Source organism: Cupriavidus sp. 01L45 (genome assembly GCF_056399885.1).
Window position 1 is genome coordinate 50,009 of the sequence record NZ_JBFTSG010000038.1, and the last position, 20,154, is coordinate 70,162.

19 protein-coding genes are annotated in these 20,154 nt (G+C 66.6%); 9 read left to right on the plus strand and 10 right to left on the minus strand.

Features of this window, described 5'->3' with window-relative positions; all coding sequences use genetic code 11:
• The first annotated feature begins 37 nt into the window (after positions 1–37).
• Positions 38–418, plus strand: a complete 381-nt coding sequence (hfq, locus tag AC1DT6_RS24865) for an RNA chaperone Hfq (RefSeq protein ID WP_477104316.1) — start codon at positions 38–40, stop codon at positions 416–418.
• 296 nt (positions 419–714) lie between these two features.
• On the opposite strand, the gene AC1DT6_RS24870 is transcribed toward hfq, so the two are convergent.
• From AC1DT6_RS24870 to AC1DT6_RS24885, 4 genes are all read right to left on the minus strand, one after another.
• Entirely contained in the window at positions 715–1,119 is a 405-nt protein-coding gene (locus tag AC1DT6_RS24870; protein ID WP_035871523.1) for an FKBP-type peptidyl-prolyl cis-trans isomerase, read from the minus strand.
• A 266-nt stretch (positions 1,120–1,385) separates the two neighbouring features.
• Positions 1,386–2,831 (minus strand): short-chain fatty acid transporter, encoded by a 1,446-nt coding sequence (locus AC1DT6_RS24875; RefSeq protein WP_441633560.1) that lies wholly within the window; start codon positions 2,829–2,831, stop codon positions 1,386–1,388.
• A 10-nt stretch (positions 2,832–2,841) separates the two neighbouring features.
• Positions 2,842–3,807, minus strand: coding sequence for a bifunctional Delta(1)-pyrroline-2-carboxylate/Delta(1)-piperideine-2-carboxylate reductase (gene lhpI / locus AC1DT6_RS24880; protein ID WP_441633562.1), 966 nt, complete (start codon positions 3,805–3,807; stop codon positions 2,842–2,844).
• A 47-nt stretch (positions 3,808–3,854) separates the two neighbouring features.
• Complete coding sequence (locus AC1DT6_RS24885; protein WP_441633617.1) at positions 3,855–7,286, minus strand: molybdopterin-dependent oxidoreductase; 3,432 nt, start codon at positions 7,284–7,286, stop codon at positions 3,855–3,857.
• 95 nt (positions 7,287–7,381) lie between these two features.
• Between AC1DT6_RS24885 and AC1DT6_RS24890 the strand changes: the two genes are divergently transcribed.
• A complete protein-coding gene (locus AC1DT6_RS24890) occupies positions 7,382–8,299 on the plus strand; it encodes a LysR family transcriptional regulator (protein ID WP_035871513.1) in 918 nt (305 codons plus the stop codon).
• A 203-nt stretch (positions 8,300–8,502) separates the two neighbouring features.
• Positions 8,503–9,735, plus strand: a complete 1,233-nt coding sequence (locus AC1DT6_RS24895) for a bifunctional alpha/beta hydrolase/OsmC family protein (protein WP_441633564.1) — start codon at positions 8,503–8,505, stop codon at positions 9,733–9,735.
• A 40-nt stretch (positions 9,736–9,775) separates the two neighbouring features.
• Here the strand turns inward: AC1DT6_RS24895 and AC1DT6_RS24900 are convergent, their stop codons facing one another.
• A complete protein-coding gene (locus tag AC1DT6_RS24900) occupies positions 9,776–10,177 on the minus strand; it encodes an OsmC family protein (RefSeq protein WP_441633566.1) in 402 nt (133 codons plus the stop codon).
• 168 nt (positions 10,178–10,345) lie between these two features.
• Here AC1DT6_RS24900 and AC1DT6_RS24905 point away from each other — a divergent pair, with 168 nt between their 5' ends.
• Positions 10,346–10,996, plus strand: a complete 651-nt coding sequence (locus tag AC1DT6_RS24905; protein WP_441633568.1) for a VTT domain-containing protein — start codon at positions 10,346–10,348, stop codon at positions 10,994–10,996.
• A gap of 185 nt (positions 10,997–11,181) precedes the next feature.
• Here the strand turns inward: AC1DT6_RS24905 and AC1DT6_RS24910 are convergent, their stop codons facing one another.
• Positions 11,182–12,153: a hypothetical protein gene (locus AC1DT6_RS24910; RefSeq protein WP_477114976.1), complete on the minus strand. Its 972-nt coding sequence runs from the start codon at positions 12,151–12,153 to the stop codon at positions 11,182–11,184.
• Positions 12,154–12,487: 334 nt separating this feature from the next.
• Between AC1DT6_RS24910 and phnC the strand changes: the two genes are divergently transcribed.
• The 5 genes from phnC to AC1DT6_RS24935 all read left to right on the plus strand — a co-directional run bounded on the left by phnC (position 12,488) and on the right by AC1DT6_RS24935 (position 16,470).
• Complete coding sequence (gene phnC / locus AC1DT6_RS24915) at positions 12,488–13,327, plus strand: phosphonate ABC transporter ATP-binding protein (RefSeq protein ID WP_441633572.1); 840 nt, start codon at positions 12,488–12,490, stop codon at positions 13,325–13,327.
• A gap of 82 nt (positions 13,328–13,409) precedes the next feature.
• Positions 13,410–14,402, plus strand: a complete 993-nt coding sequence (gene phnD, locus AC1DT6_RS24920) for a phosphonate ABC transporter substrate-binding protein (RefSeq protein ID WP_441633574.1) — start codon at positions 13,410–13,412, stop codon at positions 14,400–14,402.
• Between the two features lie 178 nt (positions 14,403–14,580).
• Positions 14,581–15,372: a phosphonate ABC transporter, permease protein PhnE gene (gene phnE / locus AC1DT6_RS24925; RefSeq protein ID WP_035860758.1), complete on the plus strand. Its 792-nt coding sequence runs from the start codon at positions 14,581–14,583 to the stop codon at positions 15,370–15,372.
• Between the two features lie 61 nt (positions 15,373–15,433).
• Positions 15,434–15,970: a phosphonate degradation HD-domain oxygenase gene (locus AC1DT6_RS24930; RefSeq protein ID WP_441633576.1), complete on the plus strand. Its 537-nt coding sequence runs from the start codon at positions 15,434–15,436 to the stop codon at positions 15,968–15,970.
• A gap of 11 nt (positions 15,971–15,981) precedes the next feature.
• Positions 15,982–16,470: a GNAT family N-acetyltransferase gene (locus tag AC1DT6_RS24935; RefSeq protein ID WP_441633578.1), complete on the plus strand. Its 489-nt coding sequence runs from the start codon at positions 15,982–15,984 to the stop codon at positions 16,468–16,470.
• Positions 16,471–16,505: 35 nt separating this feature from the next.
• Here the strand turns inward: AC1DT6_RS24935 and phnN are convergent, their stop codons facing one another.
• The 4 genes from phnN to phnF form a co-directional block, all read right to left on the minus strand.
• On the minus strand, positions 16,506–17,123 hold the full coding sequence (gene phnN, locus AC1DT6_RS24940; protein WP_477114977.1) for a phosphonate metabolism protein/1,5-bisphosphokinase (PRPP-forming) PhnN: 618 nt from the start codon (positions 17,121–17,123) through the stop codon (positions 16,506–16,508).
• A gap of 35 nt (positions 17,124–17,158) precedes the next feature.
• The gene (locus AC1DT6_RS24945) at positions 17,159–17,893 is read right to left on the minus strand and encodes a DUF1045 domain-containing protein (protein ID WP_477111673.1); all 735 of its coding nucleotides are present in this window, start codon (positions 17,891–17,893) and stop codon (positions 17,159–17,161) included.
• Positions 17,894–17,929: 36 nt separating this feature from the next.
• Positions 17,930–19,126 (minus strand): alpha-D-ribose 1-methylphosphonate 5-triphosphate diphosphatase, encoded by a 1,197-nt coding sequence (locus tag AC1DT6_RS24950; RefSeq protein ID WP_441633582.1) that lies wholly within the window; start codon positions 19,124–19,126, stop codon positions 17,930–17,932.
• Positions 19,127–19,370: 244 nt separating this feature from the next.
• Positions 19,371–20,105 (minus strand): phosphonate metabolism transcriptional regulator PhnF, encoded by a 735-nt coding sequence (phnF, locus tag AC1DT6_RS24955; protein ID WP_441633620.1) that lies wholly within the window; start codon positions 20,103–20,105, stop codon positions 19,371–19,373.
• Positions 20,106–20,154 lie beyond the last annotated feature (49 nt).

The following is a 20,154-nucleotide window of genomic DNA, read 5'->3' on the forward strand; positions in this document are numbered from 1 at the left end:
TCCCGCAGCGCTTCGCCTGCCCCATTTTTGAATTCACATGCAGCTCGACGATACCAACCCGCAAAACTCCTTCCTGAACACAACGCGCAAAGAGCGCAAGCGTGTGCAGGTGTACCTGGTCAGCGGCATCCGGCTCGTCGGCTCGATCGAGTCATTCGACGCCTTCGTGGTGATGCTGAGCACACCTGGCGGCATGCAGACCATCTACAAGCGAGCCATATCGACCATCCAGCTGGACACCGGCACGCGGCCGCCAGGCGGCGGTGGCGGTGGCGGCGCGCGTGCGCCAGGCAGCGGGCCGCGCATGCCGGGCGTTGGTCCGCGCACGCCACGCGTGACGTCCGACGGCAATACCCAGGCGCCCCTTGTGGTGACGCGGAAGCGTCGCTCCATGGCGCCCGGCGGCACAAACGAATAGGGTTGCCACGCTGCCGCGAAGTCCGTTTTTGCCGGATGCGTTGTTGATCGCCGCGAATTGCTGCGTCAGATAGCTGCGGGTCGAGTTCGTCCTCGCCATGATCGGATCGAGTGGCTCGAACCCGATCCGACAGCGATGATTCGCCTGGCTCATCCGGCAGCACGTGCTGGCGATGGTCACATCCCGGCCTCTTCACGCTCTTCACGATCTTCCCGGGCGACTCGCTCGCAATCGTCAGTTCGTCAGCGCCCCGGCGGGATTGCCGGGGCCTGGTCAAACTGTGGAACCGCCCTCCGTCAGTTGCCGATGCCGAGCAACTCCACTTCAAAGTTCAGCGTGGCATTCGGCGGGATCGTCCCCGGCACGCCGCGCGCGCCATAGGCGGTCGGGCCCGGGCAGACCAGCTTGGCCTTGCCGCCGACCTGCATCTTCTGCACGCCTTCGGTCCAGCAGGGGATGACGCGGTTCAGCGGGAACGAGATCGGCTGGCCGCGCTTGTACGAGCTATCGAACTCGGTGCCGTCGGTCAGCGTGCCGCGGTAGTGCACCTTTACCGTGTCCGACGCCTTCGGCGTGGCGCCGGTGCCCTTGACGATTTGCTCGATGGACATGCCGGACGGCAGGGTTTCCACGGCCGGAGCGGCTGCGTGGGCGACGGAGGCCATTCCCAGGGCGGCAAGTAGCAGGGCAATTTTCTTCATGTGTCAGTTTGCAGAGTGGTGGGGGTGAAGTCCGGGCCGGCAAGGCCGGCCGGAAACCACCATCTTAAACCGGGATGACCATCGCAAGCCGCAACCGGGCTGAACCCAGGGGGCCGGGCGCGATGGCGCCAGCGCCGCCAGACGCCGTTGCGAAGCATGGACTCCCCGATGGCCAGACTCAACCGGGCAATGCGCCGGAGGCACCGGCATATCCGGTTGAACAGGGGCCGCCTCCGGCCTCCGCGGCTTGGCGGAGCCTGTACGCATCAAGGCATCACGGGCGGGCGGTAAGGCAGCGTCGAAGCAAATGCCCAGAGCATGAACAGCACAAGCGGCGTGTGAACCAGCAGCTGGGTGAAGGTAAAGCCCACCACGTCCTTGGCCCGGATCCCCAGCACGCCGAGCAGCGGCAGCATCCAGAACGGGTTGATCAGGTTGGGCAGCGCCTCCGCGGCGTTATACACCTGCACCGCCCAGCCCAGGTGGACCTGCAGCGCGTTTGCCGCCTGCATCACGTAGGGCGCTTCGATAACCCATTTGCCACCGCCCGACGGCACGAAGAAGCCGAGCACGGCGGAGTACGCGCCCATGACGGCGGAAAACGATTCCCTGGTGGCGACCGAGACAAAGGCCGACGCCAGGTGGTGCGAAAGGGTAGTGCCGTCTATGCCGGCAGCCTTGGTAAGGATGAATGCGATGCCGCCATACAGCGGAAACTGGATCAGCACGCCGGCGGTGGAGGGCACCGATTTGGCCACGGCGCGCAGGAAGCGCTTGGGCCGCCAGTTCAACAGCATTCCCAGCATGAGGAACAGGAAGTTGTAGGTGTTGAGATTGGAGATGGCGAGGACAGGATCCTTGGTGGTGAACTCGCGGACCAGCCATCCCGCGCCCAGCGCCACGATCAGCAAGGTCAGCAAGGGGCTGTACTCCAGCCATTCGCCGGGACGCGTGGGACGGCCGATGCCATCGCCGGCGTCATCGAGATCTACGCCCATGTCCTGCGCGGTGCGCGCGCGGTCTCCCGCCGGTGCGGAGAAATATGCCACCAGCAATGACGCAACGATCAGCACCGCCGTCATCGCCATCGACTGCCACAGGAAGATGGTCTGGGAGAAAGGGATCACGCCGGTGATATCGAGCAGGGATTTGGGCAGGCTGGCGGGATTGGCCTGCAACTGCGCGGCGGAAGAACTCAGGCCCAGCGCCCAGGTGGCCCCCATCCCCAGGTAGGCCGCCGCGCTGGCCGCGCGGTAGTCCACGCGCAGTCCGCTGCGCCTTGCGATGGCCCGCACCAGCAGTCCGCTTAGGATCAGGCTGATGGCCCAGTTGAGCAGGGAAGTCAGCAGGCTCACCAGCGCGACGAAGGCGATGGCGCCCCGCGCCGTCCTGGGCAGGGCGGCGAGCCGCCGGATCAGCAGCGAAGCAGGCGGCGAAGCCGCCACCACATACCCGGAGATGGCCACCACCGCCATCTGCATGGTGAACGGGATCAGGCTCCAGAAGCCGTCGCCAAATGCTTGCGCCACGCTTTGCGCCGGCGCGCCGGCCGCCATTGCGCCGATTGCCACGACGATCACCGCGATGGCGGCAAAGATATAGGAATCGGGGAACCAGCGCTCGGACCAGTCGGTGACCTTGACGGCCAGCCGTTCGAGTCCGCCGCGGCCTGGATGGTCCGCCGCGTCCAGCGATAGGGGGGTGCTTTTCATTGCTGTCTCCTTACATTGACATGGCTTCTGCGCTCGGCGTGGCGCCTTGCGAGCCCTTGAATCCTTCATAGGCCATGACGGCCGCCGCGAGATCTTCCAGCGCGGTGCCGACAGCCTTGAAGACGGTGATTTCCGCGTCGTCCACGCGGCCGGGATGGCGCCGCTGGCACAAGTCCGCGAGCGTGGCCCGGATGTCGGCCGCGTCGAGCACGCCGGCCTCGATCGGGTGCAGCAGGTCGCCGGCCTTGAGCACGGCCTCGCCCGTGTCGACGAAGACGGAAGCCGCATCGAAGCAACCGTCATCGGCCTCGCGCATGGCTGGCGTGAAGCCGCCGATCAGGTCCAGGTGGGTGCCGGGCCTGAGGAACGCGCGATGCACGAGGGGCGCGGTGGAGAGCGTGGCTGCGGTCACGATGTCTGCGTCTTCGCAGGCGGCGGCGATCGTCGGGACAAAGCGCGCGTCGAAGCCGTCGGCCTGCAGCCGTGCCACCAGCGCTTCGCCTTGCGGCGCATGAATGTCCCAGACGGCAACGCGCCCGATTGGCCTGACGGCGCGATAGGCATGGGGCAGCAGGCTGGCGACCCGGCCCGAGCCGAGCACCAGCATCGACGACGCATCCTTGCGGCTCAGGTACGAGGCCGCCATCGCCGACGCGGCGGCGGTGCGCCTGGACGTGATCTCGTTGCCGTCGATCATGGCCAGCGGCTTGCCGGTGCGCGCGTCGTGCAGCAGGTAGGTCGAGTACAAGCCCGGCAGGCCTTTCGCCGTGTTGCCGGGGTAGATCGTCACGGTCTTCACGCCAAGGTAGGCGCCGCCCCGCCAGGAGGGCATCAGCAGCATGGTTCCGTCCGCATCAATGGCATGGCTGTGGCGCTGCGGGACTTCGCAGCCCCGGATAAACGCCGCGCGCAGCGCGGGCACGAGATTCTCGAACGGCAGCAGGGCACGGGTGGTGTCGGAGTCCAGTATCAACATAGTGGCTTGGGTGGGGGTTGGAATAAGGCAGGCGCCGGCAATCGCGATCACGCATTCAGCACGATGTCGCTGGCCGGAACGGCCTGGCACGCCAGGCACACGCCGGCATCGTCGGGATCCTCGCCGTGCAGGTGCCGGATGCGGCCCGACACGATGGGTACCGCGCAGCTTTCGCACTGGCCGACCCGGCACCCGCTGGGCAATGCCAGGCCGAGTCTTTCGGCGAAGCCCAGCAAAGGCCCGTCCGCCGAGCGCCAGGTGCTGGACATGCCGGACCTGGCGAACACCACGTTGAACTGCTGGCCGGTCCCGGCCACCGTCCGTTCGGGGGAGCGGAACACTTCCCGGAGGATGTCGGAGCGGGGCACGCCGCGGGCAGCCAGCGCATCGGCGAAAGCGCTCATCATCGGCGCGGGGCCGCACATATAGACCAGGGGACGCTGGGCAAGCAGGCGTGCCGGGACATGGTCGGCGCTGACGCGTCCGGCTATGTCGTAGTCGACCCCGGGCACGTCGCATTCCGCCGGACGGTCGTAGAAGTCGACGACTTCCAGCCCCCGGAGGGTTTGCCGTAGTGCCCGGATGCGTGACCGGAATGCATGGGCAAGGCCATTCTGGTTCGCGTAAAGGAGCAGGATCTTCGGCGGATCGGCGAGGCTGGCCAGCGATTCGAGCAGGCAGACGAACGGCGTGATGCCGATCCCGCCGGCCAGCAGCACCAGCGGCCGCCGGGTATGCAGCGGCATGACAAAGGTGCCGGACGGCGCCCGCAGCCAGACCGTATCGCCGGCCGCAAGGCACAGGTTGATATGCGAGGAGGCGCGCCCGAATACAGTCTCGCCGGTTTCCGACACGCCCACCGCGCGGCGCACGGAGATGGAGTAGCCGCGCCGGTCCGGCACGAGGGCCGGGCCGGTGAGCGAATACGAGCGCACGATCTCCTCGCCGGCGGGCGGCATCGTCAGCCTGATCGTCACATGCTGGCCGGGCTGGAAGTCCGGCAGGCCGCCGCCATCGGCGGGTTCCAGAAATACCGACGTGACCTCGCGGGCTTCCTTCACCAGGCTGGCGACGCGGAAGGCGCGATATCCGTCCCACCTGCGCCGCCCCACATCGACGCCGGGATCGCGCTCCACGTTGCAGCGGTAGCCGCGCAGCGGCACGGAGCCGCTGACGGGGTCGATGCTGTCAGCGGCGATCAGGCCGTTGTAGTTGCTGTTGCCCTGTCCCGAGACAGCCAGCGCGGGTTGCGCAAGCGCGTCGCAGCGCTGCCACCAGCCAAACTCGCCGACCACCACGCGCGGATGCAGGCCTTCCCTGACCTTGGCGATAAACCTTGCGCTGCCGACGGCTGTGCTCACCCGGATCGCATCGCCGCTGACTATGCCGCGCGCGGCCGCCAGCGCGGCAGGGATCTCCGCTTCGGGCTGGAGCGCACGGCGCCTGAGCGAGGGCAGGCCGCGATGCTGGCTGTGGCAGTAGTAGCCGCTCTTGGCCGAGGTCAGCACGAACGGGAAGGCGTCGCCCGAAGCGTCCTCGGCATCCATAGGAGACTGGTCCGGGCGTGGCAAGGGCGGATAGCCGTGGCGCAGGAGCTGCTCGGCATATAGCTCCACCAGCCCGGTCGGCGTATTGAAGGCACGATCGCGTGGCCTGCGCGCATACTTGCGCTCCACGTCGGCGACCGGCACGCGGATGCCTTCCGGCTGCTCGCGCAACTTGCCCACCGTCAGGCCGCAAGGGGCCAGCATATGATTCCACCCCGCTTCCAGGCTGCCACCGAAGAAGGCCTCCGACATGCCCAGCCGCACAGCCAGGTCGAACACGATGTCGTTGTCCGCGCGCGATTCGCCGCGCGGCGACACCATGCGCTGGCGCAACTGCACCAGTTGTTCGGCCTCGGCGGAGATCTCGAAGCCGATGCGCAGGCCTTCTCGCTCCCATGGTGTGTTGACCGGCAGCAAGACATCGGCGTAGCGGGCGCTGGGTGTCTCAAACAGGTCGCAATGTACGTAGAAGTCCAGGCTGCGCAGGGCGCGCGCGCCGTCTTCCACGTCGGCCTGCGACAGCAGGGGATTGGTGCCAAAGGCAACCAGGGTGCGCACGGCGTAAGGTTGCGCGTGCAGGATGGCCCGATACAAGTCGCGCGCCGTGACCCATCCTTGCGCGGGCGGGCCGAGCGGCCTCGCCTCATAGCCCAGCGCCTTGCATTTTTGCTCCGGCGGCAAGAGGCCGAAGCTGCTGACGGGGTTGTACGGCGGCTTTTGATAAATGCGATTGCCGCCCTGCTTGTCGAAGCTGCCTGTCAAGGCGTAGAGGCAGGCAATCGCCCGGTCCGTCTGGGTCGCATTGTCATGCTGGCCGACGCCGGACCACGCGTGATAGGCCACGCGCTCAGCCGCGCCGAACAGGCTGGCTGCATGGCGGATCTCCGCCTCCGCCACCCAGGTGAGTGCCGCGGCAACGTCCGCCGGATAGCGGGCGCATTCGCTTGCATACAGGTCGAAGGCGGGCCGGCAGGCGAGGGTGGGGGGACCCGGCCGGTTGGCATTGCCCACTTCGAACGTCCCCCGCAGCGCGACCTGCTCGAAATCCCGCCCGGCCAGCGCCGATGACGGCCGGACTTGTCCGGCGCAGGCATCCCATACCAGGCAGGCCTCGCCATCGGCGAGCCCCACGTCGCGGCCCCGCAGCAAGCGCCCGTTGTCGTTGCGGACCAGCAAGGGGCCGTTGGTCCATTGACGCACGAAGGCGAGATCGAACGCATTCGCCTCGATCAGCAGGTTGGCGATTGCCATGGCGAGCACGGCATCCGTCCCCGGCCGCACGCGCAGCCATTGCTCCGCCTGGCCGGCCAGCGCCGTTTCCCTGGGGTCCACCACCAGCAGCTTGGCGCCGGCGGCCCTGCCGGCGCCAATCGCCTCGGCCTGCGCCAGCCAGGTGTTGGTCGGGTTATGGCCCCACAGCACGATGAGGTTGGCATTGCGGTAGTCCGCGGTCGGCATGCCGCAGCCGAAGGTGAAAGCGTGCGCGTAGTCCTTGTGCCAGTTGCAGATTTCCGTGGCGTAACAGGTGTTGGGGCTGCCGAATAGCCGGATAAACCGCTCGATCCAGTCGATGCTGTCGGACAGCGGCGTGCCGCTCGGCGTGGTGACGGCAAACGCAACCGACTCGGCGCCGCCGTCGCGCCGGGCCTGGAGCATCCGCCGCGCCACTTCGGACAGGGCCTCTTCCCACGAAATGCGTTGCCAGCCGGGATCCGCATCGGTCTTGGGGTTGGTCCGCCGCATCGGATAAAGGAGGCGGTCCGCGCTGTGGACCAGTTCCGGCGCCGATTTGCCCTTCATGCACATCGCCTTGCCCGTGGGGTGCGAGGTGTCGGGGCGGACTTCGATCAGCGCATCATTCGCCACCACGTTCACCGTGCCGCATCGTGAGCGGCACAACGTGCAGTAGCCGCGTTTGTCTTCCTTTGTCATGAGTGTCACCGCATCTTGTCTCCTGACCGGATGCTAGCTAGCATGTGGAGGTATTTCTAATTCATAATTTCGACACAGTAATATCGTAAAAATCGATGATCCCGACTTTGAAGCAAATGCAGCATTTCGTGGCCATCGCGGAGACCGGGCAGGTGTCGCGTGCCGCACTTCGCTGCCATGTGTCGCAGTCGTCGATGACGGCATCCCTGAAGGCGCTGGAGGAAGCGGTGGGCGCACAGTTGTTCACGCGCCATGCTGGCGGCGTCCGCCTGACCGACGCCGGCACGCGCTTTCTCCGGCATGCCCAGCAGATCGAGGATGCGGTGCTGGACGCGGTGGAAGCCGTGAGCGTGGCCCCGGTGGAGATCGCCGGCACGGTGCGCGTGGGTGTGACAGAGACCATCACGGCCTATGTGCTGCCCGGCTTGCTGGCGTCGATCGAGCGAAAGTTCCCCGGGCTCCGGCTGGAAGTGCTCGAGCGGGAGCGGCATGACATCGAACGCGGCGTCCTGGCCGGCGAGATCGATATTGCCTTGCTGCTGGTCTCGAACCTGCCCGGTCTCGACCACGTCGCTTGCGAAACGCTGCTGCGCTCGCCGCGGCAGCTATGGGGCCATCCCGAGCATCCGCTGATGATGGCGGACCGCATCGGCCTGGCGGACGTGGCACGGCACGACTACATCCTGCTCGACATGGACGAGCATATCGCCACCGTCGGCAAGTACTGGGGGCAATATGGCCTGGCACCGCAGGTGCGCTACCAGAGCTGCTCGATCGAGGCGGTGCGCAGCCTGGTCGCGGCCGGGCGCGGCATCGCTATCCTGTCCGATCTGGTTTACCGGCCTTGGTCGCTCGAAGGGCAGCGGATCGTGCGGCGCGCGATTGCCGACAAGGTACCGTCGATGGATGTTGGCCTGGTATGGAAACGCGAGCCCGCCACGCCAGGTAATGTGGTGGCGCTGGCCGACTACCTGCGCAGTGCGTTGAAGGGCAGGGACAAGGCGCGTGCCTGAGGGAGACGGGCAAGAGATCCGATTGATCTGCCCACCCGCGCGGGGCGCATTGCATTTTGTACATCGGAAAGCCGGACGCTGGCAAGCCTCCACAAGGCTGTTGTGCGTTGTGCGCCGACGGTCATGCGGCGCCAGTGGCACCCGGCGGCAAACTTGGCTAGAGTGGGAACCTCGTACAGCTTGCATCATGCATGAGGACATCAATGGAAGCACAGCGCCTGCAGTTCCCGGGAAGTGACGGCCAGCAACTCTCCGCGCGGCTGGACTTGCCCGTTGGCCCGGTCCGGACCTTTGCCTTGTTCGCCCATTGCTTCACATGCGGCAAGGACGTGCTGGCGGCAACGCGCATCGCGCAGGCGCTGACCGCACACGGCATCGCTGTCCTACGCTTCGATTTCACCGGTCTTGGCGGCAGCGGCGGCGACTTCGCCAATACCAATTTCTCGTCCAATGTGGCCGACTTGCTGGCGGCGGCGGACTATCTCCGGCAACATCACCGCGCGCCAGCCCTGCTGATCGGCCATAGCCTGGGCGGCGCGGCCATTCTCAGCGCCGCGCTCGGCATCCCCGAGGCCAAGGCGGTTGTCACCATTGCCGCGCCAAGCGATCCCAGCCATGTCGTCGGCCTGTTCAAGGACCAGGCTGCGCGCATCGAAGCCGACGGCGAGGCCGAGGTCAGTCTTGCCGGGCGCCCGTTCAGGATCAAGCGGCAGTTCATCGAGGATGTGGCGGAGCAGAGACTGCTCGACGGCGTGGCCAGGCTGCGCAAGGCCTTGCTGGTCATGCACGCGCCGCAGGACGATACGGTTGGCATCGACAACGCCACACAGATCTTCATCGCCGCGAAGCATCCCAAGAGCTTTGTCTCCCTGGATCGCGCCGATCACCTGCTGACGCGCAAGGAAGATGCCGTCTACGTGGCCAACACGATTGCCGCATGGAGCCAGCGCTACCTCGATATCAATGTGGAAGAGGTGCCGGCCGCCGTGGCGGAAGAGGGGCTGGTGCGCGTGGAGGAAAACCACGCCGGCAAGTACCAGCAGCGTATCACCGCCGGGCCGCATCACCTGCTTGCCGACGAGCCGGTTTCTTTCGGCGGGCTCAATGGCGGGCCGGCGCCTTACGACCTGCTGCTGGCCGCGCTTGGTGCGTGCACGGCCATGACGATGCGCATGTATGCGGAGCGCAAGGGCTTCCCGCTCGAACATGTGGCCGTGTCCCTGCGCCACGAGAAGATCCACGCGGCCGATTGCGCGGAGTGCTCGACCACCGAAGGCAAGATCGACTGGATCGAACGGGAGATCACCATGCGCGGTCCGCTGGACGAGGCCCAGCGCGCCGCATTGCTGGAAATTGCGGATAAATGCCCGGTGCACCGGACGCTGCATTCGGAGGTGATGGTGCGGACGCACGAGGCGGAGACGGCGGCCGGTTAGGCAGCGCGGGGGCGGCCCGTGCGGCCGCTCCTTTCGGCCCTCAGAGGAGGGTGGTCTCGATTCGCGATGCCGCCTTCAGGAACAGCGTCACCGGCGTACGCTCGCAGATCTCGGCGAGCCGCTTGCGTTCGGCCTCGCCCAGTTCGGCGCCGATCACCCGGACTTCACGCCGGATGAAGCGCGCCTCGTCCTTGCCCTGGAAGACGGCGGTGACTTCCACGTCCGCCACGGGCCATTGTTTGCGCTGCATATACATCTTCAGCGTGATGGCCGTGCACGATACCAGCCCGGACAGCACGAAGGCGAAGGGCGGCGGACCCTGGTCGGTGCCGCCCAGCCCGGCGGATTCGTCGCCGACGAGTGCGTGGCTGCCAGCCTGGAGGTGAACGAGGTAGTTGGCGTCGGCCGGGCCGATCCTGGCGGTGGCTTGGGAGCTTGACATGGCATTTCCAAGGGTTGCTTGAGCGGATATTACGCAGATGCGGGCGCGAGGGAAAGGACCGGGCCTGCGCAGGCGAATTCGCTTGCAGATGTAGCGCCGCCCGGACCGGCTACCCGCCGGCTAGCCCACGCCTACACTGTAAGCACAGCTTTGAGAGTCGGGGCGAGCATGAATTCAACGCAAATATTGCCGTTGCTGCTGCATTTCGATCAGTATCTCGGTCCCGCCATCGCGCAGTACGGCCTCCTGGTCTACGGCATCCTGTTCGCCATCGTGTTCTGCGAGATAGGCCTGTTGCCGCTGTTCTTCCTGCCGGGCGATCCGCTGCTGTTCATCTGCGGCGCGTTCTGCGCTTCGGGGGCGTTGAGTCTGTGGGTGCTCCTGCCGTTGCTGCTGATCGCCGCGGTCACTGGCAGCCTGCTGAACTATGCCATCGGCAAAACCATCGGGACGCGCGTGTTTGCCGGCGGCTACCGCTGGATCAACCAGGACGCGCTGCGCAAGACGCAGGCCTTCTGTCGGCGGCATGGCGGCCTGGCCCTGCTGCTGTCGCCCTTCGTCGCTGTGGTGCGTACCTTCGCGCCCTTTGTCGCGGGCGTGTCCGACATGCCGGTAGCGCACTTTGTGCTGGCGGCTGGCGCCGGTGCGGCGGTGTGGGTGATCTCGCTGCTGGCCGGCGGCTATCTCTTTGGCAATGTGCCGCTGGTGCGCGACCATATGAGCGCCATCGTGCTGCTAGGTCTCGCGCTCGGCCTGGGTTCACTGGTGGTGGCGAGTGCGTGGCGGGCGGTGCGGGGGCGGCAGGGGGCGCGGGGGTGATACTGCTGGCGGTCGGCTGCACTTCGCCTGGAACAACGATGCATCGAGTCCAGGGTGTGCGTGCCGGCAGGAAGGCGGGAGCCGTCCTACATCCTGCAAGGAGGGGACACCGGGAGGCAAGGGGCGCCGGGGGGCGCCCGTAGCGACCGGCCAGCGTATCCGCTGACGCCGGCCGGGGGCGAGGATCAAGGCGATACGCTTGCGGCGACTTGGGTGTAGGTCTTCTTGTAGGTGAGGTCCGCCATGCCGGCCGGGTAGGTGTAGTCGAACTGGCACTTCACCGCACGTCCGAACTTGGTCGACCACCAGCAGACGTCGTTCTCGCTATAGGTGGCGAAATTGACATCATTCGAGTTCGTATAGGCGACGACATAGCGGATACGCAGGGTGTCGAGGGTGCCCGCCGGCGTGCTGAGTTGTTCGAACCCTTCCACCACGGCATTCACGGCGGCCGTTTCGTGGTAGCCAAGCGCGCAGTTCAGCGTCCAGGCAGGGCTCCAGGTCTTGCCCACGTACAACGGGAAGTTGTACAGGTCACGCYTCGGCGCGTAGGTGCACTGGTTGGTGCCGGGGGGGCGCGACCGGGTCAGGCGGTTGCGGTCGCCATCCTGCGTGTAGGTCTCGACGACAGTGTTTGTTGCATCGGTGGCCACGAGCGTTGCGATGCCGTTGGCGATGACGGTGGTGGTATAGGTAAGGGGTTTCGTCACCGTGGTGCCGTTCAACAGCAGGTTGGATTCGTTGAACGTGATGGCTTCACCGACCCTGGGTGCAATGGCGGCATAGCGATGCGGCGGGACCGTGATCGTGATGGTGGCGGAATTGGCCGGGTTGCTTACGGAAACGGCCTTGAGCGTGACGGTACCGCCTTCGGGGCTCGTCAGCGCGGCTTTCCACGACTGCTCGGTGATTGCCGGTGACGAGATCGTGGTCTTGCTCGGCGTGGCGGTCCAGGTGACTGCCTGGTTGGCGTCCAGCTTCACCTCCTTGCCGGACTCCACGGTAAGGCTGGCCGACTGCCCCGCGGCAACCAAGGTCGACTTGGCGCCGTCCGATGTCGCGCCTACGGAGAGGGGACTGGCGGTGCCGCCGTCCCCACCGCCGCCGCAAGCCGCCAGCAAGGCGGAAATCGCCATGCCTGCGATCAGTTTTTGCATCCCTTTCATTCTTCTTCCCTTTCCTTGTTATTGGTTTTGTTTCTGGTCTCTTCCGTTTGGTGCATTTTTGGAAAAGCGGGCCAGATTATAAATGCCTTACGATTAACTTCGTCTTCGCGGCGATACCCGTTTCGTGGGGTATTGGCAGGGATAATGTCTGGTTTGTGTAACATTTCGGCGGAGTCAAACCGGGCCTGAGCCCGCCCGCGTGGCAGGCCGTGCGCCGGCAAGGCGCGATGCTTATCCGGTCCGATTCGCAATTGCCTCACAACCTTCATCGTTTTGTCATCGGCACCACCCAGAATGCGCTCACTGTTGATGCAAGGAGAGTGGGATGACGCATGCGATTGAAGTGCGCGGCCTGTCCAAGTCGTTCCAGGCGGGACGCAAGGCGCTGGATAACGTTGGCCTTGCCGTTGCGCCCGGTGAGATGGTTGCCCTGCTGGGCGCCTCGGGCTCGGGCAAGTCCACTTTGCTGCGCCATGTAGCGGGCTTTGTCGCAGCCGATGCGGCTGGCGCTGGCGAGGTGCTGGTCAACGGCCGCACCATCCAGCAAGGCGGCCGGCTGGCCCCCGATGTGCGCGGCGCGCGCGCCGAGATCGGGTTTGTGTTCCAGCAGTTCAACCTGGTGGGACGCCTGCCGGTGATCACGAACGTGCTGACCGGCATGCTGCCGCGCGTTCCGCTGTGGCGCAGCCTGATTCGCTTTTTCCGTAACGAAGAGATCGACGCCGGGCTCGATGCGCTTGCCCAGGTTGGTATAGACGACTATGCGTTTCAGCGGGCCTCGACCTTGTCCGGCGGCCAGCAGCAGCGCGCGGCGATCGCCCGCACGCTGGTGCAGAACGCGCGGGTGATCCTGGCCGACGAGCCGATCGCTTCGCTGGATCCCGAATCGGCGCGGCGCGTCATGGCGTTGCTGGCGCAGATCAACCGCACGCGCAAGGTGGCGGTGGTGGTGTCGCTGCACCAGGTGGACGTGGCAATGCGCTATTGCCCGCGCGTGGTGGCGCTGCGGCATGGCAAGGTGGTCTACGACGGCCCCTCGGCGGCGCTGACGCCGGGCATGCTGCGAGACCTCTACGGCACCGAAGCCGCCGAACTGCTGCCCGAGGGCGCAGGGCTGGATGCGGCGCCTCCCGCCATGATGCCCGGCGGCCTCGCGGCAGCCTGATTTTCCCGGATTCTCTGTCAAGTTTTTTTCCGCAAGCACCCCCAACAAGGCCCTCAACAAGGCTTTACCCCGGAGTTCCCTTATGCTGCGCAGAACCCTTTTTGCCCTGATCGTCACGAGCGCCGCGGGCGCGCTCTCGTTTCCCGCTTTCGCCCAGGAGGGCAAAGTCCTCAACATGGGTTTTATCTCGACGGAGACTTCGTCCAACCTGAAATCCGCCTGGCAGCCCGTGGTCGATGACCTGAGCAAGCAACTGGGCGTACAGGTGAAGCCGTTCTTCGCTTCCGACTACGCCGGCATCATCGAAGCCATGCGTTTCAACAAAGTGCAGATCGCCTGGTTCGGCAACAAGTCCGCCATCGAGGCGGTGGACCGCGCCAACGGCGAGGTCTTCGCTTCGGTGATCGACAAGGATGGCAACCCCGGCTACTGGTCGCTGCTGATCGTCAACAAGGATAGCGACCTGAAGACGCTTGACGATGTGCTCAAGCAAGGCAAGTCGCTGAGCTATGGCGCGGGCGATCCGAACTCCACCTCCGGCACCGCCGTGCCCGGCCACTACCTGTGGGCTGCCCACAAGATCGAGCCGAAGACGTTCTTCAAGACGGTGCGCGTGAGCAATCACGAGACCAACCTGCTGTCGGTGCTGAACAAGCAGGTCGACGTGGCGGTGAACAACACCGAGAACATGGAGCGCTACCGCATCAATACGGGCAAGAACGCCTATGACCAGGTGCGCGTGCTGTGGAAGTCGCCGCTGATCCCGGCGGACCCGCTGGTCTACCGCAAGGACCTGCCGGCCGACGTCAAGGCCAAGGTCAAGACCTTCTTCGTCAACTACGGCAAGGGCACGGACGCCGCGCGCGAGAAGGAAAACCTGGCCAAGCTGACGTATCAGGGCTTCCGCGCTTCCAACGACGCGCAACTGGTGCCGATCCGCCAGATCGAGCTCGCCCGCGAAAAGACCAAGATCGAGACCGATACCACGCTGGCCGCCGCCGACAAGGAAAAACGCCTTGCCGACCTGAGCAGCAAGCTGGCTGAACTCGACAAGATCGCCGCCAGCGCGCAGTAAGCGCAAAGCAGTCCGCCGGGCGCGATCGCGCGGCCCGTCCCGATGCTTGGGGTGGGCCGCCACGTATCCGCTGCTGCTGCGTGCTGCCCTTGCTGCTTGCTACTGCCGCTTCATCGTATTTGCCGCTGTACCCACCGTTGTCTTTGTTTCCCCCATGCTGCCTTCCGTCAACACCACCATGCCTCCAGCCACTCCGTCTCGCGCCGGCCGCCCGCCGCGGGCCAGCCTGCCAGTCCTGTTCGTCTGGGCGGTGGTGCTCGCCTTGCTGGCCATGTCGTGGCAGGGCGCCGACATGCGCCCGTTCGACCTGTGGAAGGATTCCGGCAATATGGCGAAATTCGCCGCCGACTTCTTTCCGCCCAGCTTCCGCGACTGGCGCATTTACCTGGACGAGATGCTGGTGACCGTCCAGATCGCGATCTGGGGCACCTTCCTGTCCATTGTGTTTGCCGTGCCGCTGGGCCTGGCGTGTTCTTCGAACATCGTGCCCGCCTGGGTCTACCAGCCGATGCGGCGCGTGATGGATGCCTGCCGCGCCATCAACGAGATGGTGTTCGCCATGCTGTTTATCGTGGCGGTGGGGCTGGGGCCGTTCGCTGGCGTGCTGGCTCTCTGGGTGCACACCACCGGCGTGCTCGCCAAGCTCTTTTCGGAAGCGGTGGAGGCGATCGATCCGCGCCCGGTCGAAGGCGTGCGCGCCACCGGCGCCAGCGCGATCGAGGAGATTGTTTATGGCGTGATTCCCCAGGTGTTGCCGCTGTGGATCTCATACGCGCTGTACCGCTTTGAATCCAACGTGCGTTCGGCCACGGTGCTGGGCATCGTCGGCGCGGGCGGCATCGGTACCGTGCTGTGGGAGATCATCCGCAGTTTCCAGTATGCCGAGACCTGCGCGGTGATCATCATCATCGTCGGCTTTGTCACGGTCATCGATTTGCTGTCGGCGCGCATCCGCAAGGCGCTTGTGTGACGCGGGCATCAGCCTGCCTCGTATGCCAGCCACTCAAGCACGCCACCATCCCTGAATCTTCATGACGATCCTGCGCCGCATCGAAATACTCTTCTCGGGCCACGGCACCGCCTTCTACGGCGGTGAGGCCATCACGCAGACCGAGCACGCGCTGCAATGCGCGCAACTTGCCGAGCAGGCCGGCGATCCCGAATCGCTGATCGTGGCCAGCCTGCTGCACGATCTCGGCCATCTCGTGATGTCCGAGGACGGCACCACCGACATGCGGCACCAGGAGGTGGGTGCCGATCTGCTGGGGGTCGGCTTCGGGCCCGCCGTGACCGAGCCGGTGCGCCTGCACGTGGCGGCCAAGCGCTACCTGTGCGCCATCGATCCGGGCTACCAGGCAACGTTGTCGCCAGCCTCGCTGCATAGCCTCGCCTTGCAGGGCGGACCCTACGATGCGGCGCAAGCCGAAGCCTTCATCGCGCATCCGCATGGCCCGGACGCGGTGCGCCTGCGCCGCTACGACGATCTTGCCAAGGTCGTGGGCCTTGCGACGCCGCCGCTGGAGTACTACCTGCCGATGGTGTCGCGCTGCATCCGGCGCATTTCCTGAACTGCCGGCCCATGAACGCCCAAGAAGAAAGCCGGGAAGCCGGCGGCCTGGCCCTGCGCGAAGTCACCGGCACCGATACCGAACTCGTGCAGGTGGCCGCCTTGCTGTCCGAGATGGATGGCGAGGCACCGCTGCCACTGCCCCGCATGCGCGCGTTGTTTGCGCAACTGAAGGCAATGCCTGACTATCGCTGCTACCTGATGCTGGCGGCTTCCGGCGAACCGCTTGGCACGTTCTGCCTGCTGATCTTCCCGGTGCTGGCGCATGACGGGCGCAGCGAGGCTATCGTGGAAAGCGTGGTGGTGGCCCGCGCCGCGCGCGGCACCGGCGTCGGTTCGGCCATGATGCGAGCGGCCATGCGGCTGGCGGAGGAGGCGGGCGCCGCCAAGCTGGCGCTTTCGTCCAGCGCCAGGCGCCTGCAGGCCCATCAGTTCTATCGGCAGCTTGGATTCACCGAGCACGGCATCAGTTTTAGCATCGGGCTGCCGGCGTCGGCATAGCCGGGCGGCTTGCCGCGCGGCGGCGACGTCCGGGATCAGGATCGCCCGGCCACGGTCAGCCCGGCCTTCCCCCCGTGTCCACCCTCGCGTGTCAGCCGCAGCAAGGCCTGCGCCGCCGTCTCCAGCGCGCCGCTGTTGTCGATCACCGTCAGCCGGCAGCCAGCCGGCACGGCGAAGGGTTCGCCGGCACGCTGCAGGCGCCGGACGATGGCTTGCTCGTCCTCGCGGCCGCGCAGGCGCAGGCGCTCTCCCAGTACCTGCAGGCGCACGCTGATCTGTACCGCGTGCAGGGCGGGGTAGCGGGCGTGAGCGGCGGCGAGGTGTTCGCGTGATCCGTTGACGACCACGCACAGGCCTTGCGCCAGCCAGGCGTCGAGTTCGATACCAATGCCATAGCACAGGCCGTGGCTGCGCCAGTGCAGCGCGAAGCCGCGTTGCGCGGCGCACCGCTCGAACTCGGCCTGGGTGATCGYGATGCAGGCTTCGTCGGCGCTGCTGGCGCGGGTGATGTAGCGCTGTGCTATCCGTACGCGCCCATCGTCCTGCAGCTTGTCGCGCAAGACGCGCAGCAAGGAGTCTTTGCCGCTGCCGGAAGGGCCCATCAGGTAGATCAGCCGGCTTCCGCCGGCGGCTTGAGCCGGTGCCCCGGGCATGTCGGCCCGGGCGGCGGTGCCTGTTGCGTGGATGTTCATGCCGCGGTTTCCAGCAGGGCCGCGCCGGCGGCGTCGGTGATGCTGCCGTCGAAGCCGTAGTGGCGGGCCGCCATGAAGGGCGCATCCGGTGCCGGTTGCACGAACAGGCTGACATCGCGTACGGGCATCGGCGCTTGCAGGAGCGTGCCGCTGGCGGCTTGCAGCATGGCGATGGCTTCGGCTTGTTCGGCTTCGTCCAGCATGCCGGTCAGCGTGATGTGGAATATGAAGGTTTCGAATGCGTAGGGGTAGCCCCAGGCGTCGAGCATGCGCCGGGACGCCGCGCTGAGTTGCGCGGGATTGCGGCGGGCAAGTTCAGCGCTGGTGGGCGGCGCGCGGAAGTCGTCCAGTTCCCGTACAGCGGCGTCCGCCAGGGCGTGCATGCGCGCATTGGCGCTTGCGTCGCCGCCCAGGCACCAGGCCAGGAAGCCGCGCAGGTTCTGCAGGGCGAGCGGAACGGCGAAGGGCTGGCGGTCCAGGGCGAAGGCGCGCATGGCGGCGTCGAGCCCGGCTGGCGTCTGGCTGTCCGCAAGGCGGAACGGTGCCTTGAGCGTGGCATGCAGGCCATAGTAGGCGGGTGCTTCGGTCCAGCAGGCAATGCGGGCATCTTCCCGCGCGGGGCGTGCGATGGCTGCGCCCGTGTCGGCGCAGCGGCCCAGCCACTGCGCGCCCACCTGCCGGAACGGCGCGGCGGGATGGAGGTAGATGGCGTAGCGATAGGCCCGGGACATTGGGTTTGGTGCGGTGCTTGGCATCATGGGAAACGGTCAGGCGGCGCGCCGTTCGTCGCCGGACAACACCAGCGGGAAGGCGCGGGTGGCGTGCCGCAATACGCCGCCGACGATGGCGGCGCAGACTTGCGGCAGGGCGGGATCGTGGTCGTCTACGATGATGGCGTCGGCGCGCAGGCCGGGGCCCAGCGTGCCGCGGTCGTTCATGCCGGCGGCGCGCGCGGGGTTGCGCGAGACCAGGTCCCAGGCGGCCGGCAGCGGCAGCACGCCGAGCTGCGTCAGCCGGAACGCCGCTTGCAGCGGCGCCGGGTAGTAGTAGTCGGAGGCCAGTACGTCGCACAGCCCGGCGGCGATCATCTCGGTGGCGTCCGGGGCGCCGGTGTGGCTACCGCCGCGGATCACGTTGGGCGCGCCGAATACGGTGTGGTTGCGCAGGGCACGGGCGGCGCGGGCCACGTCGACGGTGAGCGGGAATTCCGCCACCGTGCAGCCTTGCTGGTGATATCCCTGGCGCGTGGCGGCATCGCCGTCGTCGTGCGATGCCACCTGCAGGCCGGCGGCGCGGGCGGCGGCAATCAGCCGGGCCACGCCGGCGGGCACGGCGCCCGCTTGCGCGGCGGCCTGTTCCAGCCGTTGGCGGAAGGTGGCTGGGTCGCATTCCGCGCGGTCCGCGTACTGCGCCAGCTTGCGGGCGTCGTGCATGCGGGTCGCCATCAGCGGCAGGTGGTCGTTGATGGCGACGAAGCGCACCTTGCCTGAATCGATCCAGTCCAGGGCCGTCTCCAGCCCGGCCAGGTGGTGCGCCTCGAAGCGCAGGTGCACGTGGTGCTGCGCGCCCAGCGTGCCGCGCATGCGTTCCAGGCCGTCGAACATGCGTTGCGCGTACGCCTCGCCGCGCAAGCCGCCTTCCCACGACAGCGTCACGCCATGCAGTTCGGTGGTGATGCCATGCGCGAGCAACTGGCGATCCACGTCGAACAGCGCGCTGGTGTACGGGAAGCTGACGCCGGGCCGCGGCATCACCGCGCGCTCGAAGGCGTCGCCGTGGATATCCACGATGCCGGGCAGCACCAGCAGGTCGCCCGCATCGAGGGCGCCTCCCGGCGTACTGGCGGGCGCCGCCAGGCAACCATCGCGGAAGGCGAAGGCGGCCGGGGCGATGCCGTTGGCGGTCAGGACGCGCCGGCCGCGCAGGCCGGCGAGGGTGGGGTGATATGCGTGATTGGTATCCATGCTGGCGACCTTAGCGCGGGCAGATGACAAGCGGATGTCTAGACCAATTGCGGTGCGATTCGTGCATTGGCGGATTGTCTCGGTGCATCGCCGCCTGCGCAACCCGCGGCGAAGCTATCGTGTCCCGGTATGCGATTGCAACCCGCGCTGCACGCCATACCGGAAGTAAGCAAATTGCGGGCCGGCCGATGTCCGGCCCATGTTCGGTCCATCCCTGTGGCGCGAAGATCATGGCCGGTGCCGCCTAGTCCTGGTCGGCCACGGTCAGTTGCACCCAGTCGCCGGCGAAACGCACCACGCTGTATTGCAGCGGCGCGCCTTCCGGGTCGACATTGAGCGCTTCCACCTGCAGGATCGGCCGGGTCTTGGGCTGGTTGAGCTGGCGGGCCACCGGCGCGGTCGGCATGGCGGCGGTGATGCGCGACCATTTGCGCGTGTAGTCGGTGATGCCGTAATGGGCGAGCGCCTTGGAGATGGACTGGCGCGCGCGCAACTGTTCATCCATGTCGGGAAAGCGGGCGGCATCGAAGTAATGATCGGCGACGTCGATGGTGCGGGCTTCGGCCTTGCCCAGCATTTGCACGCGCAGGATGGGGGCGCTGCGTCCCAGCCCCAGGTGCTTGGCGATCTCGTGCGCGCGCAGCGTTTGCGATTCGAGCACTTCGATGTGCCCGCGCATGCCCTGGCTGGCCAGGTTCTGCGAGAAACGGGTACGGCGCCCGATGGCGTAGTCGATCGCGTGCTCCTGCACGAACGTGCCCCTGCCTTGCTCGATGCGTACCAGGCCGTTCTGCTCCAGTTCGCCCATGGCGCGGCGGATGGTGTGGCGATTGACGGCGAACCGGCTGGCCAGCTCCGGCTCGGGCGGCAGCCGCTCGCCCGGCATGTAGAGCTTGTTGCGGATGTCGAGCGCCAGGGCTTCGCCGATCTGGCGCCATACCGCAACTCCCGAACCGCGTTCGACTTCCTGTTCCACCATCCTGTCCTGCCTTTTCGTCATCCTGCGTTAATCATTGGCGTGCTTCAAT